Source organism: Actinoallomurus sp. NBC_01490, assembly GCF_036227085.1.
Classification (GTDB): domain Bacteria; phylum Actinomycetota; class Actinomycetes; order Streptosporangiales; family Streptosporangiaceae; genus Actinoallomurus; species Actinoallomurus oryzae.
The window spans coordinates 2277079-2293083 of record NZ_CP109433.1; the positions used below are offsets into that span (position 1 = coordinate 2277079).

Annotated in this window: 13 protein-coding genes; 9 read left to right on the forward strand and 4 right to left on the reverse strand. The window is 70.9% G+C overall.

Annotated elements, in window-relative coordinates; translation table 11 throughout:
- Window positions 1–5: 5 nt before the first annotated feature.
- On the reverse strand, window positions 6–2903 hold the full coding sequence (locus OG417_RS11280; RefSeq protein WP_329253762.1) for a CARDB domain-containing protein: 2898 nt from the start codon (window positions 2901–2903) through the stop codon (window positions 6–8).
- A gap of 208 nt (window positions 2904–3111) precedes the next feature.
- Here OG417_RS11280 and OG417_RS11285 point away from each other — a divergent pair, with 208 nt between their 5' ends.
- The gene (locus tag OG417_RS11285; RefSeq protein WP_329253765.1) at window positions 3112–3867 is read left to right on the forward strand and encodes an SDR family NAD(P)-dependent oxidoreductase; all 756 of its coding nucleotides are present in this window, start codon (window positions 3112–3114) and stop codon (window positions 3865–3867) included.
- A gap of 24 nt (window positions 3868–3891) precedes the next feature.
- Here OG417_RS11285 and OG417_RS11290 read toward each other — a convergent pair whose 3' ends face one another.
- Window positions 3892–4428 (reverse strand): EF-hand domain-containing protein, encoded by a 537-nt coding sequence (locus OG417_RS11290; RefSeq protein WP_329253769.1) that lies wholly within the window; start codon window positions 4426–4428, stop codon window positions 3892–3894.
- A gap of 537 nt (window positions 4429–4965) precedes the next feature.
- On the opposite strand from OG417_RS11290, the gene OG417_RS11295 reads away from it, so the two are divergent.
- Window positions 4966–5880 (forward strand): LysR substrate-binding domain-containing protein, encoded by a 915-nt coding sequence (locus tag OG417_RS11295; protein ID WP_329253773.1) that lies wholly within the window; start codon window positions 4966–4968, stop codon window positions 5878–5880.
- Between the two features lies 1 nt (window position 5881).
- On the opposite strand, the gene OG417_RS11300 is transcribed toward OG417_RS11295, so the two are convergent.
- Window positions 5882–7867 carry an ABC transporter ATP-binding protein gene (locus OG417_RS11300; RefSeq protein ID WP_329253776.1) on the reverse strand — a complete coding sequence of 662 codons (1986 nt, stop codon included), beginning with the start codon at window positions 7865–7867 and terminating at the stop codon, window positions 5882–5884.
- The gene (locus OG417_RS11305; RefSeq protein ID WP_329253779.1) at window positions 7864–9597 is read right to left on the reverse strand and encodes an ABC transporter ATP-binding protein; all 1734 of its coding nucleotides are present in this window, start codon (window positions 9595–9597) and stop codon (window positions 7864–7866) included. Before OG417_RS11305 ends, OG417_RS11300 begins: the two co-directional genes overlap by 4 nt.
- Before the next feature lie 312 nt (window positions 9598–9909).
- Between OG417_RS11305 and OG417_RS11310 the strand changes: the two genes are divergently transcribed.
- The 7 genes from OG417_RS11310 (at window position 9910) to OG417_RS11340 (ending at window position 16004) form a co-directional block, all read left to right on the forward strand.
- Window positions 9910–11790 (forward strand): sensor histidine kinase, encoded by a 1881-nt coding sequence (locus tag OG417_RS11310; protein WP_329253782.1) that lies wholly within the window; start codon window positions 9910–9912, stop codon window positions 11788–11790.
- Window positions 11791–12080: 290 nt separating this feature from the next.
- Window positions 12081–12869, forward strand: a complete 789-nt coding sequence (locus tag OG417_RS11315) for a hypothetical protein (RefSeq protein WP_329253784.1) — start codon at window positions 12081–12083, stop codon at window positions 12867–12869.
- Window positions 12870–12960: 91 nt separating this feature from the next.
- The gene (locus OG417_RS11320; RefSeq protein ID WP_329253787.1) at window positions 12961–14187 is read left to right on the forward strand and encodes an SRPBCC family protein; all 1227 of its coding nucleotides are present in this window, start codon (window positions 12961–12963) and stop codon (window positions 14185–14187) included.
- Between the two features lie 35 nt (window positions 14188–14222).
- The gene (gene gvpJ / locus OG417_RS11325) at window positions 14223–14648 is read left to right on the forward strand and encodes a gas vesicle protein GvpJ (RefSeq protein WP_329253790.1); all 426 of its coding nucleotides are present in this window, start codon (window positions 14223–14225) and stop codon (window positions 14646–14648) included.
- Window positions 14645–15442, forward strand: coding sequence for a GvpL/GvpF family gas vesicle protein (locus OG417_RS11330; protein WP_329253793.1), 798 nt, complete (start codon window positions 14645–14647; stop codon window positions 15440–15442). The genes gvpJ and OG417_RS11330 overlap by 4 nt, the downstream gene beginning before the upstream one ends.
- 3 nt (window positions 15443–15445) lie before the next feature.
- On the forward strand, window positions 15446–15718 hold the full coding sequence (locus tag OG417_RS11335; RefSeq protein ID WP_329253796.1) for a gas vesicle protein GvpG: 273 nt from the start codon (window positions 15446–15448) through the stop codon (window positions 15716–15718).
- Window positions 15696–16004, forward strand: coding sequence for a gas vesicle protein GvpO (locus tag OG417_RS11340; protein ID WP_329253799.1), 309 nt, complete (start codon window positions 15696–15698; stop codon window positions 16002–16004). The genes OG417_RS11335 and OG417_RS11340 overlap by 23 nt, the downstream gene beginning before the upstream one ends.
- The last annotated feature ends 1 nt before the right edge of the window (window position 16005 follow it).

Below are 16005 nucleotides of genomic sequence, written 5' to 3' on the forward strand. Positions count from 1 at the left end.
TCCCCTTACTGGACGTTGATGGTGAACGTCGACGTCGTGTTGCGGATGTCGACGGCGTTGTCGCTCAGCTTGAGGTTGTTGAAGGTGGCCGAGCCGACCGCCGGGCCCTGGCCCGCCTCGGGCAGCTCGTTCGCCCAGATGCCGAAGCCGGACTTGGCGTCGTACGCGTCGCCGCTCTTGTGCGCGCCGGTGATGGTGACGTTGGTCAGGACCGTGTCGGTGACCGGGTTCAGCGCCCGGCCGCCGCTGTAGTCGGTCTGGAACATGATCCCCGAGTACGTCGGGTCGACGATGTCGACGTCGTTGACCCGGATCGCGCGGAACTGCTTCGAGGCCGAGAACATCCAGATGCCCGGGAAGGTCTGCGCGCCCCAGAAGTGGCCGCCGGCCCGGACGATCGAGATGTTGCCGAACGTCGTCGGGTCCGGCCCGAAGTCCTCCATCGGGTAGCCGAAGTCGAGCGAGCTGATCGTGATGCCGGAGTAGGTCAGCGTGTCGGCGATGTAGACGTTCTTGACGGTGTTGTCCTGACCGCCGTACACGGCGACGCCCGCCGCGCGCCACGGCAGGATCGCCGTGAGGTTCTGGAAGACGTTGTTCTTCTCGCCGGTGCCGCCGGAGTCGGTCGCGGCGAACAGCGCGAAGCTGTCGTCACCGGTCGCGCGGGCCTCGTCGTTGGACACCAGGTTGTCCGAGCTGCCGTTGGTCATGTTGACGCCGTCGGCGAAGGTGTCGCGGATCCGGTCGTTGGTGATCGTCATGTGGTCGGTGTTGTTGCCCCAGTACATGCAGACCATGTGCTCGACCCAGATGTTGTCGATCGTGTCGTTCGCGACGTTCTGCAGGTCGAACACCTTGCCCGGCCCGTCGATGCGCGAGGTGTAGTTGCCGAAGTAGGCGAACCCGGAGAACGTCGAGCCGTTCGCCGACGCGTCGGCCCGGATGCCGACGTCGGTGTTCTCCTGGCCGGTCGGCGCCTGGAACTGCGTGTACCAGGGGCCCGCGCCGACCATCTTGATCGCCTTGCCGTACACCTGGAGCTTGCTCGACGTCTGGTACGTGCCCGCGGGCAGGTAGACGCCGACGAGGTTCGGGTCCTGCCGGGCCTTGTCCAGGGCGTTCTGCACGTCCTGCTGGGTGAACCCGGCGGGCACCGCGTACCTGCTCGGGTCGGGGTTGGCGATCGGGGAGACCTGCTCGGTGTCGATGAAGTCGATCGAGTAGTACGCGGCCGTGTTTGACGCGTCCTTCTGCAGCCGGATCCTGCTGCCGGGCGGAACCGTGGTGCCGAGCATCACGTGCGCCTCGTCGTAGATGTGCCGGGGCGTCGAGCTCGGCGCGTTGTTCGGGTTGGTCTCGTCGCCGTACAGCCAGGCGAAGTGCGAGGTCAGGTCGATCGCCTTGAGGAACGTCCCGTTGACGTAGACGTCCAGCGTCGCGTTGATCCCGCCGCCGCCGGAGGCGTCCGGTATGGCGAACCGCGTCACGAGGGTGTTGGTGCTCGCCTTGGTGGTGAACTCCACGCTCGCGCCCGTGCTCGCCAGCTTGACCGCGCGCCGGCCGGAGGCCTCACCGGCGAGGTCGCCGATCGTACGGTTCGGGCCGACGATCGTGGCGCCCCCGGCCAGGACGCCGTCCTCGGCCTCGTAGGCGTCGTAGGGCATGTTCGCGCCGCGGCCGACGAAGAACGGCGTCGTGCTCGTGTTGTTGGCCCGCTTGACCGGCAGCTCGTTCGGGTCGTCGGCGAGGACGGTCTTGACGGTGTACCTGCCGTTCGCGGCCGTCCACGAGCCGAGGGTGACCGGTGCGGCGGTGGCGCCCGCGGCGATCGTGCCGCTGACCGAGCCGGTGAACGTCTTGACGACGGCGTCGTCCGCGTCGAGCAGCGAGAGCGTGATGCCGTGCGAGCCGGAGCCCGAGGCGACGGTGCCCTGGTTCCTGACCGTGACGCTGAACGACACGTTGTTGCCGCTCGCCGGGTTGCCCGGGGTCCAGCTCACCGCCGAGGCGACCAGGTCGGAACTCGCGACGGGCGAGACGACCAGGGACGCCGGGTCCGTGTAGGCGTTGTTGTTCTCGTTCAGCTCCAGGACGCTGCCGGCCTCGTCGACCTTGCCGGCGAGCTGGTACGTCCCGGCGCTCCGTGTCCCGATCGAGGCGGACACCGACGTCGAGGCGCCCGCGGCGATCGCGCCGACCGGCGCGGTGCCGACCTTCTGGCCGGACAGGTAGAAGCCGACGTCCGTCGCGTCGGACGCGGCCGTACCGGTGTTCTTCACCGTGGCCTTGAGCGTGACGGTGTCGGTCTCCACCGGCGAGGCCGGGCTCCACGATATGTCGCCGATGGTCAGGTCGGGCGCCGGGGCCGGGGACCCCATGACCTGCAGCTCGCCGACCTGCCCGCCGGGCGCGCCCGAGTTGCTCGTGAACGCGAGCTGGACGTCGGCGACCGTGGCGGAGACGGGGATCGTCACGGTGTTCGCCCCGTTGTTCGGGTCGAAGGAGTAGCTCTTGGCGCCGACGAGGGTGGTGTAACCGCCGGAGTGCGTCGCCCGGCCGAGCACCGCGACGGTCTGCGTACGGGCGGCCCAGACCGGGTCGGGGTTGAGCTTGATGACGACGGAGCTGATCACGGCCTTGGCGCCGAGGTCGACGCTCAGGGTGGCCGGGTACGCGCCCGGGGCGCTCTCCCAGTACGTGCCGACGTTGCCGTCGTCGGCGTTCGTCTCGACGTAGTCGTACACGTGCGAGGAGGCCGTGATCGGCCGTCCGGCGGCGAGGTTGGTGTCGGCGGAGGTCCGGACGGTGGACGCTGCGGCGGGGCTCGCCAGGCCCAGGGCGGTGAGCAGGCTGATCACGGCGGTGGCGGCGATCAGCCGCAGGCGTGTGCGGTGAGGTCTCATTGCGCCTCTCGTCTGCGACGGCACCGGCCGCGCGCGACCGGCGCTCTGGAGGGGGCACGTGCCTGGGGCAGGCATGTGGGACGCATCACAGAGACTAGATTTACCGACAAGCCAACGCAATAGAAGAACAAATATCTGCAAAAAGCCGATGCGCAGTGGCTGTCGTACGCTGCCCACGACTTTTCGCGGACCGAGAGGGGCGTGGCGGATGCCGGAGCGGGTGGCGTTGGTGACGGGGGCGTCGAGGGGCATCGGGGCGGCGACCGCGCGGCGGCTCGCGCGGGACGGGATGGCGGTGGCGATCAACAGCCATCCGGAGGAACGCATGGTCGCCATGGCCGATCGGGTCGCGGCCGGGATCCGCGACGAGGGCGGCCGGGCCGCGGTGTACGTCGCGGACATCGGCGAGGCCGGCGCGGTGGAGGCGATGTTCGGCCGCTGTGAGGAGGAGCTGGGCCGGGTCGGCGTGCTGGTGACGAACGCCGCGGTGACCCGGCGTACGGAGTGGACCGACCTCACCGAGGCCGACTGGGACCGGATCCTCGGGGTCAACCTCACCGGCGCGTGGCTGTGCGCGCGGCGCGCCTTCGGTGAACCGCCGGCCGGAGGCGGCGCGATCATCACCGTCAGCAGCGTCCTGGCCCGGGTGGGCGCGGCGGACTCGGTCCCGTACGCCACCACGAAGGCGGGCCTGCTGGGCTTCACCCGCTCGATGGCCCGCGCGCTCGGGCCGGCGGGCGTACGGGTCAACTCCGTGATGCCGGGCGCGATCCGGACCGAGGAGGAGCTGGAGGCCTACCCGGACCAGGAGGCCATGGAGCGCGAGGCCCTGTCCCGCCAGGCCCTCCAGCGCCGGGGCCTGGCCGAGGACATCGCGAACGCGGTGAGCTTCCTCGCCGGCCCCGACAGTGCCTTCATGACGGGCCAGACCGTCTGCGTGGACGGAGGCTGGGTCTTGCACTGACGGGACGCTCGCCAGGCGTGCGGCTCAGCTCACCGGGAGTTCGAAGCGTCCGAACAGCCAGGTGCCGGGCGCCGCCGGGTCGTCGCCGGCCCAGAACTCGGTCCACAGCCGGACGAACTCTTCGCGTGAGAGGTGGCCGTCGCCGTCGAGGTCGAGCAGGTGGAAGACCGCGTCGGTGTCGGTCGGACGGCCGTTCCACGCCTCGATCAGCCGGTTGTACTCCTTGGCGGAGATGCGTCCGTCGGCGTCCTCGTCGACGGCCTCGAACATCACCTCCGCGGTGTCGGTGACCGCGCCGGGCATACCCCCGAGGCGGTCGACGACCAGCAGGACCTCATCGAGGGTGACCTTGCCGTCCCGGTCGGCGTCGGAGGCGGCCAGCAGCGTGTCCCACCAGCCCATCATGATCGAGGTCAGCCGGATGCTGCCGTTCGTGCCCCGGACGGCGATCCAGCGGGCGGTCAGGGCCGCGAAGTCGGCCTCCCGGAGGAAGCCGTCGCCGTCGGCGTCCATCGCCTCGAACACCCCGGCGATCTTCTTCCGCTGGAACTCGCTCGCCATGTGATCGGTCCTTCCGGTACGTCCGATGTGCAGGTGAAAGCGCAGCTTCATGGTGGTGACACGCTTTCGCCGCTTCAATCGCCCGCGAGCGCCAACCTTCTTCTCCCTCGGTGACTGGACCGTCACCCAAAGTGGGAGGTCAATTCCGAGACATCCGTCTATGCCGGGAACGCGGCCTATCGGGGGAGATGCGGTCTATCGAGGGGGTGCGGCCCGTCGAGGGGTGAAATGCTCACCGCCGCCACCACGTGCGGCGGCAGACCCTGGCCGGCGAGCGTGGGGGCGCAGGCGCCGGTTGGGGAGATGACCAGGGCCAGGTGATGACGGCGGTGAGCGTGCTCGCGGCGGGCGGGGGAGAACCCGCCGCGCGGACGCCGAACGCATGAGGCGTATCCGGACGCCCAGAGGGTCCGGTGCCGGGGGGCGCGTTCGCGGTCACGCTTCAGGTATAACCCGGCAGATCCAGGGAAGGGGACGAAGTTCACGAAAGTTGAATCGCGGGCTGATACCGGGCGGCCGGTCACGTACCGTGAAACCGTGGAACTACGGCAACTGGCGTCGTTCCTGGCGGTCGTCGAGGAGGGGCAGTTCGCCCGCGCAGCCGCCCGGCTGTTCCTGTCGCCGCCCGCGGTGACGGGCCACATCCAGCGGCTCGAACGCGAGCTGGGCGTGCAACTGCTCGAACGCTCACCGATCGCGCTGACACCGGCGGGCGAGCGGCTCGTGCCCCACGCCCGTACGATGCTCGCCGCGGCGAACGCCGCCACCGACGCCGTCGCGGACCTGCGCACCGACGACGATGTGCCGCTGCGCATCGGCGTGATGGCGCCCGGCTCCCCGGAGCTGACGCCGGTGATCCTGCGGGCCTTCCGCAAAACCCAGCCGAACGTCCCGCTGACGGTCGAGAACCTCAGCTTCGCCGAGCACACCACCGCGCTGACCGAGCACAAGGTCGACCTGGCGTTCGTCCGCCCGCGGCCGGACGACGAGCGCCTCACCGTGGACGTGCTCACCACCGAGCCCCGTGTGCTGATCGTGCCCTCGGCCGGCCCGGCAGGCGACGCGGACGCCCTACGGCTGAGCGACGTGCTCGACCTGGCCTTCGTCGGCCTGCCCGAGGGCGTGCCCCGGGTCTTCACCGACTACCTGTACTTCGCCTCGGCGCGCAACGGCATTCCGCCGCGCCGCGGCATCGACGAGGCGGCGACCATCCAGGACGTGCTCACCAGCGTCTCGGCCGGGCGGGCGATCGGGGCCGCGCTGCACTCCTTCTCCCACCTCTACCGCTGGCCCGGCATCAGGTTCGTCCCGGTGGTCGACGCGCCCTGGGCGCAGAGCGTGCTGGCCAGCCGCACGGACGACATCCGCCCGCAGGTACGGGCCTTCCGGGTGCTGGCCACCACGCTGGCCCACGACCTGGGCCCCCGCCTCGCGTCCGCCGCTCCAGGCTAGCTCAGTCCACCTCGGCGACGGCCTGGGCGAACTGCGCCGTGTACAGGCGCGCGTAGGCCCCTTCCGCCTTGAGCAGCTCGTCGTGGGTGCCCTGCTCGACGATGCTGCCCGACTCCATGACGAGGATCAGGTCCGCGTCGCGGATCGTGGACAGCCGGTGGGCGATGACGAAACTGGTGCGGCCCTCGCGCAGGGAGTTCATCGCGCGCTGGATGAGGACCTCGGTGCGGGTGTCGACCGAGCTGGTCGCCTCGTCCAGGATGAGGATCGACGGCCGGGCGAGGAACGCGCGGGCGATGGTGATCAGCTGCTTCTCGCCCGTGCTGACGTTGGACCCCTCGTCGTCGATGACCGTGTCGTAGCCGTCCGGCAGCGTACGGACGAACCGGTCGACGTGCGTGGCCCGGGCCGCCTCCACGATCTGCTCGTGGGTCGCGTCCGCCGCCCCGTACGCGATGTTCTCCGCGATGGTGCCGCCGAACAGCCAGGCGTCCTGCAACACCATGCCCGTACGGGCGCGCAGGTCCTCGCGGGTCATCTCGGCGACGTCGACGTCGTCGAGGGTGATCCGGCCGCCGGTGACCTCATAGAAGCGCATCAGGAGGTTCACCAGTGTGGTCTTGCCGGCGCCGGTCGGGCCGACGATCGCGACGGTCTGGCCCGGCTCGACCGTCAGGGACAGGTCCTCGATCAGCGGGATGTCCGGGTCGTAGCTGAACGAGACGTGCTCGAACGCGACCCGTCCGCGGACGTCCTGCGGCCGTACCGGCGTCTCCGGGTCCGGCGCCTGCTCGTCGGCGTCCAGCAGCGCGAACACGCGTTCGGCCGAGGCCACCCCCGACTGGAGGAGGTTCGCCATGCTGGCGACCTGCGTGATCGGCTGGGTGAACTGCCGGGAGTACTGGATGAACGCCTGCACCTCGCCCAGCGACAGCGACCCCGAGGCCACCCGCAGCCCGCCGACGACGGCGACGAGCACGTAGTTGAGGTTGCCGATGAACATCATCGCCGGCTGGATCATGCCGGAGATGAACTGGGCGCGGAAGCTGGCGGCGTACAGGGTGTCGTTGTGCCGCTCGAAGGTCTCCCGCGACTCCTTCTGCCGTCCGAAGACCTTGACCAGCGCGTGCCCGGTGAACATCTCCTCGATGTGCCCGTTGAGCCGGCCGGTCGTCGCCCACTGCTTGACGAACTGCGGCTGGGCCTTCTTGCCGATGCGGGCCGCCACGAACACCGACACCGGCACGGTCACGAGCGCGATCAGCGCCAGCAGCGGTGAGATGACGATCATCATGACCAGCACGCCGACGATGGTGAGCAGCGAGGTCAGGATCTGGCTGAGCGTCTGTTGCAGCGTCTGCTGGAGGTTGTCGATGTCGTTGGTGACCCGGCTGAGCACCTCGCCGTGCGGCTGCCGGTCGAAGTAGCCCAGCGGCAGCCGGGCCAGCTTGGTCTCGGTCTGCTGGCGCAGCCGGTACATCGACCGCTGCACGATCGTCGTGGTGAGCCGGCCCTGCAGCAGCCCGAACACCGCGGCGACCACGAAGAGGGCCAGCACGGTCAGCAGCACCGTGCCGACCTTGCCGAAGTCGATGCCGTGGCCCGGGACGAAGTCCATCGAGTTGAGCATGTCGGCGAGGGTGCCGTGGCCGCTCGCGCGCATGCCCGCGACCATCTGTGCCTTGGTGACCCCGGCCGGCGCCTGGCGGCCGACCACCCCGGCGAAGATCAGGTCGGTGGCCCGGCCGAGGATGCGCGGGCCGATCACGCTGGTGGTGACGCTGGCGACGGCCAGCAGCAGCGTGATGACGATGAGGGGCCGTTCGGGCCGCAGCATGCGTAGCAGGCGCCGGCTCGATCCCTTGAAATCCAGGGACTTCTCGACCGACTGACCGGCCATGAACCTGGCCGGGCCACGGGCCGTCCCGGGCGCCGGTCCGGGACCGCGGCCCGGAACGGGCCGTTCGCCGGAAGAGGGGGAGCTCATGCGGCCTCCTGCTCGGTGAGCTGGGAGAGGACGATCTCCCGGTAGGTCTCGTTGGTGTCCATCAGTTCGTGGTGGGTGCCCGTGCCGACGACGCGGCCCTCGTCGAGGACGATGATGCGGTCGGCGTGCCGGATGGTCGAGACGCGCTGGGCGACGATGACGACGGTCGCGTCGGCGGTCTCGGTCGCGAGCGCCGCCCGCAGCGCCGCGTCGGTGGCGTAGTCCAGCGCGGAGAAGGAGTCGTCGAACAGGTAGATCTCGGGCCGGCGCACGAGGGCGCGGGCGATGGCCAGGCGCTGCCGCTGGCCGCCGGAGACGTTCGTGCCGCCCTGGTCGATCTTGGCGTCCAGGCCGCCGTCCATGCGCTCGACGAAGTCGCGGCCCTGCGCGATCTCCAGGGCGCGCCAGAGGTCCTCGTCGGTCGCGTCGGGCTTGCCGTACCGGAGGTTGGAGGCGACCGTCCCGGAGAACAGGTACGGCTTCTGCGGCACGATCGCGACCGCCTCCGACAGGACGTCCGGGTCGAGCAGGCGCACGTCGACGCCGTCGACGAGCACCTTGCCGGCGGTGACGTCCATGAGCCGGGGGATCAGGTTGAGCAGCGTGGTCTTGCCGCTGCCCGTCGACCCGATGATCGCGGTGATCTCGCCCGGCCGCGCGACCAGATCGACCCCGCTCAGCACGGGCTCCTCGGCGCCGGGGTAGCGGAACCCGGCGTCCCGCAGCTCGAGATGGCCGTGCACGGCGAGCGTACGGACCGGCTCGTCCGGCGCGACAACGCTGGGCTCGGTCTCGAGCACCTCCTGGATGCGCTCGGCGCAGACCTCGGCGCGCGGCACCATCATGAACATGAAGGTGGCCATCATCACCGACATCATGATCTGCATGAGGTAGCTGAGGAACGCGGTGAGCGCGCCGATCTCCATCGACCCGTCGTTGATCAGGTGGCCGCCGAACCACAGCACGGCCACGCTGGAGACGTTGACGACGAGCATCACCGTCGGGAACATGAAGGCCATCAGGCGCCCGGTGCCGAGCGAGACCTCCAGCAGTTCGGCGTTGGAGGTGGCGAACCGCTCCTGCTCGGGCCGGTCCCGCACGAACGCCCGGATCACCCGGACCCCGCTGATCTGCTCGCGGAGGACCCGGTTGATCGTGTCGATGCGCTCCTGCATCAGCCGGAACAGCCGGCGCATCCGCGTGATGATCAGGGCGATCACCACGCCGAGCACCGGCACGCTGACCAGCAGCAGCGACGACAGCTCGACGTCCTGGTAAAGCGCCAGGACGATGCCGCCGATACCCATGATCGGCGCCGAGACCATGATCGTGAACGTCATCAGGGCCAGCATCTGGACCTGCTGCACGTCGTTGGTGGTCCGGGTGATCAGGGACGGCGTGCCGAACCGGCCCACCTCGCGCGCGGAGAACTCCTGCACGCGGTTGAAGATCCCCGCCCGTACGTCACGGCCGAGCGCCATCGCCGTACGGGCGCCGAAGTAGACCGCGCTCGACGAGCAGACGATCTGTACGAGGGCGACGGCGAGCATGATGCCGCCGGTCCGCATGATGTAGCCGGTGTCCCCCTTGACCACGCCGTCGTCGATGATGTCGGCGTTCAAACTCGGCAGGTAGAGGGTCGCCAGGGTCTGCACCAGCTGAAACGCCACCACGAGGGCCAGCGGCTTTCGATACGGGCGCAGATAGGCGCGCAGAAGTCGGATCAGCACACGCAACTCTTCCTGTCGGCCAGGGAATCCGGGCGAGCGGTCACCGTCTCCGCGGGAGATGGCAGGGGGAGACCGGTAGGAAAAGTACCTCTAACTTAGAGGTGTTTGCGCACGATTTTTCCGGAAGCTGAATCCTGCCCGCTGGCATATCAGCAGGTCGTGCGCCGGCCGTAGGACCCTGGGTCGCGGCCGTAGAACCCTGCCCGACCGGCCGATACGGGAACGCCGTTCTGCGTGGAACATGGCGGAGTTGGCCGCTTCGTCGCCGGTGGCCACCTGTGATCGCCTGCCGTTCTGACCAGGAGGAATAGCGTGAGGGTGCCGGCACCGGGCCCCCGGTGGAACGTCGCGCGGCGCAGGAGGCCGATCTCTTGGCCGATCCTCGTCGGCGGTGCCATGGTGCTGCCGATGATCGGCGCGTTCGTGCTCCTGTTCGCGGCGGTGACCGACCTGCGGGGCGCCGACACGGTGGCCCGGCGGTCCGCGGCGGTGCTCACCTCCGCCGAACGGCTCGAACGGCTCGTGCTCTCCCTCGATGAGGACACGCGCGCCCTGGCGCTCACCGGCGCACCCGGCTTTCGCCACGCCTACGACGCCGACCGGGCCGCCTTCTCCGGAGAGGAGGCGCGCTTCGAGCGGCTCACCGCCGGGAGCGGTCCGGACGAGGCCCGCCGGGCCGGGGAGTTCGTCCGGGCCGAGAACGCCTACCTGCGCGATCAGCTCACCCCGCTGGTGAACGCCGCCCGCCGCGACGGCGCCGGGGCGCGGACCCTGGCGAGCGACGGCCGGGGGCTGCCGCAGCTCGCGTCGCTGCGGGAGCGGAGCGCGGGCTTCGAGGCCGCCCAGGGGAACGCGGCCGTCGTCTCCGCGCGGCACGCCGCCGACGCGGCGCACCGGACCGCGATCTTCGTGACGGTCTGCGCGGCGGCGGCGCTGCTGCTCGTCTTCTTCGTCGCCTTCCTCCCCAGGGCGATCATCCGCCCGATCCGGCACGCCGCCGACCTCGCCGGCGCCCTCGCCGACGAGCAGCGCGCGCTGCGGCGCGTCGCGACGCTCGTCGCGTGCGGGGTCCCGCCGGCCAGGGTGTTCGCCGCCGTCGCGGCCGAGGTCGGGCGTGTCCTGAAGGTGGACTACACGGTGATCATCCGGTTCGAGTCCGACGAGACGGCGCTGGTGGTCGGCCATTGGAGCGACCCGCGCGTGCCCGAGGTCATGCCGCCCCTGGGCGGGCGCTGGCCGGTCGAGGAGGGCACCGTCACGGCCGAGACGCGCGGCACCGAGGGCCCCGCGCGGATGAAGAGCTACGAGCGCGCCACCAGCGCGATCGGCGTCTGGACGCACCAGGCGGGGATCCGCTGCGTGGTGGGCTGCCCGGTGAAGGTCGAGGGGCGCGTCTGGGGCGCGATGCTCATCCTCTCGCTGGATGAGGAGCCGCCGCCGGGGATGACCGAGGCGCGCATGCGGGACTTCACCGAACTCGTCGGTACCGCGATCGTGAGCGCCCAGGGCCGCAGCGACCTCCTCGCGTCGCGGGCCCGGGTGGTCGCCGCCGCCGACGAGAGCCGTCGCCGCATCGAGCGCGACCTGCACGACGGGGCCCAGCAGCGGCTCGTCACCGTCGCGCTCAGGCTCCGCACGCTCGAGACCGCCGTCGCCCCCGGCCAGGAACGGCTCAGAGAGCAGTTGTCCGGCCTCGTGGACGATCTGTCCGGCGTCCTGGACGACCTCCAGGAGGTCTCGCGCGGCATCGTCCCGCCGATCCTCGGCCGCAGCGGCCTCGGCCCCGCGCTGCGCTCCCTGTCCCGGCGCTCGCCCGTCGGCGTGCGGCTCAACATGGGCTTCACGGGACGCCTGCCCGAACGCGTCGAGGTCGCCGTCTACTACACGGTCGCCGAGGCGCTGACGAACGTCGCCAAACACGCGCGGGCCTCGGAGGTACGGGTCGACCTGATCCTGGAGAACCGGACCGTACGGCTGTCGGTCCACGACGACGGCCGCGGAGGAGCCGACCTCACCCGCGGGTCCGGCCTCGTCGGCCTGAAGGACCGGGTCGAGGCGCTCGGCGGAAGCATCGAGATCATCAGCCCGCCCGGCAACGGCACCTCCATCCTCGTCGGCATCCCCGTGGAGCCCGCCGACGACGGCGCCGAAGGCCCGGACCGGCCGGTGCCGGATGCGGGCGCGAGGACGTGAAGAGCTCGCAAAGAAAGGCTCTGACCTGCTCTAACGGGAATCACCCGGGTAGAGTCGATACAAAAGACACCGCGACCCGCGGTCGGCCGCGTCGCAGGCCCCGGCACCCGGCCCTGGCGATAAGGATCTTGGCCGGCGGACGGCGGTCCTTCCGGGCGGGCCCAGGGGCACGCCTTCCGCGAGGCGGCCCTCGTTCCCTCCGCGGACTGGAGGCCACGGCCTGGCGGCTTCCGCGCCCGCCACCGTGGTCATGTATCGCTGATTCCTGGGTCGCGCAGGGGGGAGATGGCATGAAGTGCGGAAGTCAGATCGCCGTTGCCGTCGTCGGGGGTTATGTCCTGGGGCGGAGCCGTAAGACCCGGCTGGCGTTGCTTCTGGCGCTCGCGGCGGCGGGGGGCGGCAAGCTTCCCGTCGGGCCTGAGGACCTGCTGCGCAAGACGCCGCTGGGCGGGCAGATCGACAAGCTCACCGGGGATCTCCGCGGCCAGCTCGTCGACGCCGGCATGTCGGTCGCGAAGAAGGCGGCGAGCAGCCGCATCGACTCGCTGAGCGACCGGCTGCAGGAGCGCGCGGAGACGCTGCGGACGGGCACCCGGAGACGCGGAGAGGCCGCCGAGGAGGACGAGGAGGCGCCGGAGCGCGCCCGGCCACGGCGCGAGCGCGCCGAGCCCACCCGGCGCAGGCGCGAGGAACCGGGTCGCCGCGAGCGGGACCGCGAGGAGCCGTCCCGGCGCGGTCGCGTACGCGAGCCGGAGTACGACGAGGACGAGTACGACGAGTACGACGAGTACGACCGCGAGGACTACGACCGCGACGAGGACGAGCGCGCGGATGACCGCCGTGGCCCCGAGCGCACGAGGCGGCGCGGCGACTACGACGACTACGACGAGTACGAGGACGACGACTACGACCGGGACGAGTACGACGAGGAAGAAGAGGACGAGCGCGGCGGCTACGAGCCGGAGCGGCGTCCTCGTCAGGACCGCCGCCCGCCTGCCCGTTCGTCGCGGCCGGAGCCGCGCCGCCGGGCGCCGAGGCGTGAGGACGACCGCCCGAGAAGGGGACGGTCACCTCGCTGACGGCCCTCCGGGGCCGCCGTACCCGTGAGCCGGGGCGTCCGCCGGGGCCCATCTCGCGACCCTGAGCGAACGCCCAGGGGAGGGAGCAGCGATGACCGAGGGCGACCGGATCGGCCGGGAGAGCGCCGACCTGGCCGAGAACCTGCCCACGCAGCGACTCGCCAAGGAGGCCAAGAGCCTCCTGGAGGCATTCGCCGAGCGAGTCCTGTCCTCGGTGGGGGACAAGGTCAGCGACAAGGTCAACGAGCTCAGCCGCGGGCTGCTCGAAAAGGTCGGTGACGCGGAGGGCGCCAGTCCGGGGGTCAAGGCCGCGATCTCGGGGCTGACGGCGCTGACCCAGGGCAAGAGCCCGATGCGTGCGGCGCTCGGCGCCGGCGCGACCGGGGTGAAGGAGAAGGTCAAGAAGATCTTCGGCGTCGGCAAGGGCAAGAAGGCCAAGATCACCAACATCGTCGAGACGATCGACATCGGGGTGCCGCTGCGGGTCGCCTACAACCAGTGGACCCAGTACGAGGACTTCCCCTCGTTCATGAAGAAGGTCGAGAGCGTCGAGCGCCCGGAAGACGAGAAGTCGAACTGGAAGGCGCAGGTCTTCTGGTCCCACCGCGCGTGGGAGGCGACGACGCTGGAGCAGGTGCCCGACTCGCACATCATCTGGCGGGCCAAGGGCGCCAAGGGGTACGTCGACGGCGCGGTGTCCTTCTCGGAGCTGGCCCCGAACCTCACGCGCATCCTCCTGGTGATGGAGTACCACCCGCAGGGTCTGTTCGAGCACACCGGGAACCTCTGGCGGGCCCAGGGCCGGCGCGCACGCCTGGAGTTCAAGCACTTCCGCCGCCACGCGATGGTCCACGCGCTGCTCAAGCCCGACGAGATCGAGGGCTGGCGCGGAGAGATCCGCGAGGGCGAGGTCGTCAAGACCCACGAAGAGGCGCTCGACGAAGAGGAACGGGGCCGCGAGGAGGAGGAAGAGCGGGCGCGCGGCGAGGAGGCTCCCGAAGAAGAGCGCGAAGAGGAAGAAGAGGAGCGCGAAGAGGAGGAGCCCGGCGAAGCCGCCGAACGCGAAGAAGGCGAAGAAGGCGAAGAAGGCGAAGAAGAGCCGGAGGAGCCCGAGGAAGAGCCGGAGGAGGAACGCGAGGAGCGGCCGGCACGGAGGCCGAGACGCCGGGGCGACGAAGAGGCGGAGGAGGCCCGGCCCCGCCGCCCGGCCCGGCGCCGCCGCCCGGCCGAGGAGTTCGAGGACGAGGACGAGGAGCGGCCGGCGCGGAGTCCGAGGCGCCGTGGACCCGCGCGCCCTCGCGAGGACGAGACCGAGTGACCGGAAGCAAGCACGGCGAACGGAGGTGACTCCCCATGACGGTCTCCCCGTACGAGGCAGGGTCGGGGCCCGTCCAACGGTCGTCCGGAAGCGCGCTGGTGGATGTGATCGACACGATCCTGGACAAGGGCCTCGTCATCGACGCCTTCGTCCGCGTGTCCCTGGTGGGCATCGAGCTGATCACCATCGACGCCCGCATCGTGGTGGCGAGCGTGGACACCTACCTGCGCTTCGCGGAGGCCACCAACCGCCTCGACCTGTACGAGAAGGGCGGCACGGGCCTGCCCGGGCTCGTCGGCGAGCTGACCGAGAAGGGCACCCAGGGCGGCGCCAAGGGCAAGACCAAGGGCATGCTCGACGCCGCGCGGGAGACGGTCGGCGAGGTCCTGGAGGAGCGCGCGGAACGGGCGGAGGAGCGGGATACGCGCCGCCGGTCCCCGCGTAGGGAGCGTGAACGGTGACGACACGACCGAAGAGCGACGCGCCCGAGCGGGTCCCCGGCGACATGGCCCTGGCCTGCTACGTGTACGGCGTGGTCCACGCGGACGCGCGGCTGCCCGAGGACCTGACCGGGATCGCGGGCGGCAAGGTGTCCCTGGTCCGGCACGGCGACCTGGGGGCCGCGGTGAGCGAGATCTCCCCGGTGCAGGCGCTGGGCACCCGCGACGACCTGCTCGCGCACGAGGCGGTCGTGGAGGCCCTCGCGAACGAGACCACCACGCTGCCGCTGCGGTTCGGCGCGGTGGTCACCACGGCCGACGCCCTGGCCGAGGAGATGCTCGGACCGCACGCGGACTGGTTCCTGGACGTCCTGGACGACCTGAGCGGCGCGCGGGAGTTCGCCGTCTCCGGCGTCTACGTCGAGGACGTCGTCCTCCGGGAGGTCCTCCACGAGGACCCGGAGGCGGCGCGGCTCCGCGAACGGATCCGCGAGCTGCCGGAGGACGCCGCCTACTACGACCGGATCCGCCTGGGCGAGCTGATCGTCAAGGCGCTGGACGACAAGCGCCAGACCGACACCGACGAGCTGATCACCGCGCTGGAGCCGTACGCCACCGCCGTGGCGCCGCGGGCGCCGGCCGGCGAGGACGCCGCCGCCGACGCGGCGTTCCTGGTGACCGACCGGAGGCTGCCGGAGTTCGAGCAGGCCGTGGACCGGCTCGGCGAACGCTGGTCCGGCCGCGTCCGGCTGCGCATGGTCGGCCCGCTCGCGCCGTACGACTTCGTGCCGCCGCCGCCCGGAGAAGAGGCCTGAGACATGGGACTGTTCACCGGCCTGCTGACCCTGCCGCTCGCGCCCGTGCGAAGCGTCGCCTGGCTGGCCGAGCGCATCCTGGAGCAGGCCGAACACCAGCTGTACGACCCGGCGGTGATCCGCCGGAAGATCGCCGAGATCGAGGCGGAGGTGCGGGCCGGCCGGCTGCCGGAGGACGAGGCGGCCGCGCTGGAGAACGAACTGCTGGCCCGGATGATGTCGCGGCAACGCTCCGGAATCCCGGAGGGCGGGAATGGACGACCGCCGGAACGATGAGCCGAGGCGGCCCCGGCGCCGGCCTCCGGCCACCGCGGGGCGCGTCGCGCGGCTGGCCGCCGATCACGTGGCCGAGATGACCGGAAAGGAACCCGAAGGGATCACCTCGCTGGAACAGGCGGAGGACGGCCGGTGGACGGTCGGCGTGGAGGTCGTCGAGACCCACCGGATCCCCGACACGACCGACATCCTCGCCGTGTACGAGGCCGAGCTCGACCCGGAGGGTGAGCTGCTGGCCTACCGGCGCGTCGACCGCTACATCCGGTGCCAGGTGGGGGAGAGATGAC

Bases quoted from the DNA above. Each gene is read 5' to 3' on its own strand.
- OG417_RS11280 (WP_329253762.1), bottom strand. From the start codon at position 2,903: ATGAGACCTCACCGCACACGCCTGCGGCTGATCGCCGCCACCGCCGTG.
- OG417_RS11285 (WP_329253765.1), top strand. From the start codon at position 3,112: ATGCCGGAGCGGGTGGCGTTGGTGACGGGGGCGTCGAGGGGCATCGGG.
- OG417_RS11290 (WP_329253769.1), bottom strand. From the start codon at position 4,428: ATGGCGAGCGAGTTCCAGCGGAAGAAGATCGCCGGGGTGTTCGAGGCG.
- OG417_RS11300 (WP_329253776.1), bottom strand. From the start codon at position 7,867: ATGAGCTCCCCCTCTTCCGGCGAACGGCCCGTTCCGGGCCGCGGTCCC.
- OG417_RS11315 (WP_329253784.1), top strand. From the start codon at position 12,081: ATGAAGTGCGGAAGTCAGATCGCCGTTGCCGTCGTCGGGGGTTATGTC.
- OG417_RS11320 (WP_329253787.1), top strand. From the start codon at position 12,961: ATGACCGAGGGCGACCGGATCGGCCGGGAGAGCGCCGACCTGGCCGAG.
- gvpJ (WP_329253790.1), top strand. From the start codon at position 14,223: ATGACGGTCTCCCCGTACGAGGCAGGGTCGGGGCCCGTCCAACGGTCG.
- OG417_RS11335 (WP_329253796.1), top strand. From the start codon at position 15,446: ATGGGACTGTTCACCGGCCTGCTGACCCTGCCGCTCGCGCCCGTGCGA.
- OG417_RS11340 (WP_329253799.1), top strand. From the start codon at position 15,696: ATGGACGACCGCCGGAACGATGAGCCGAGGCGGCCCCGGCGCCGGCCT.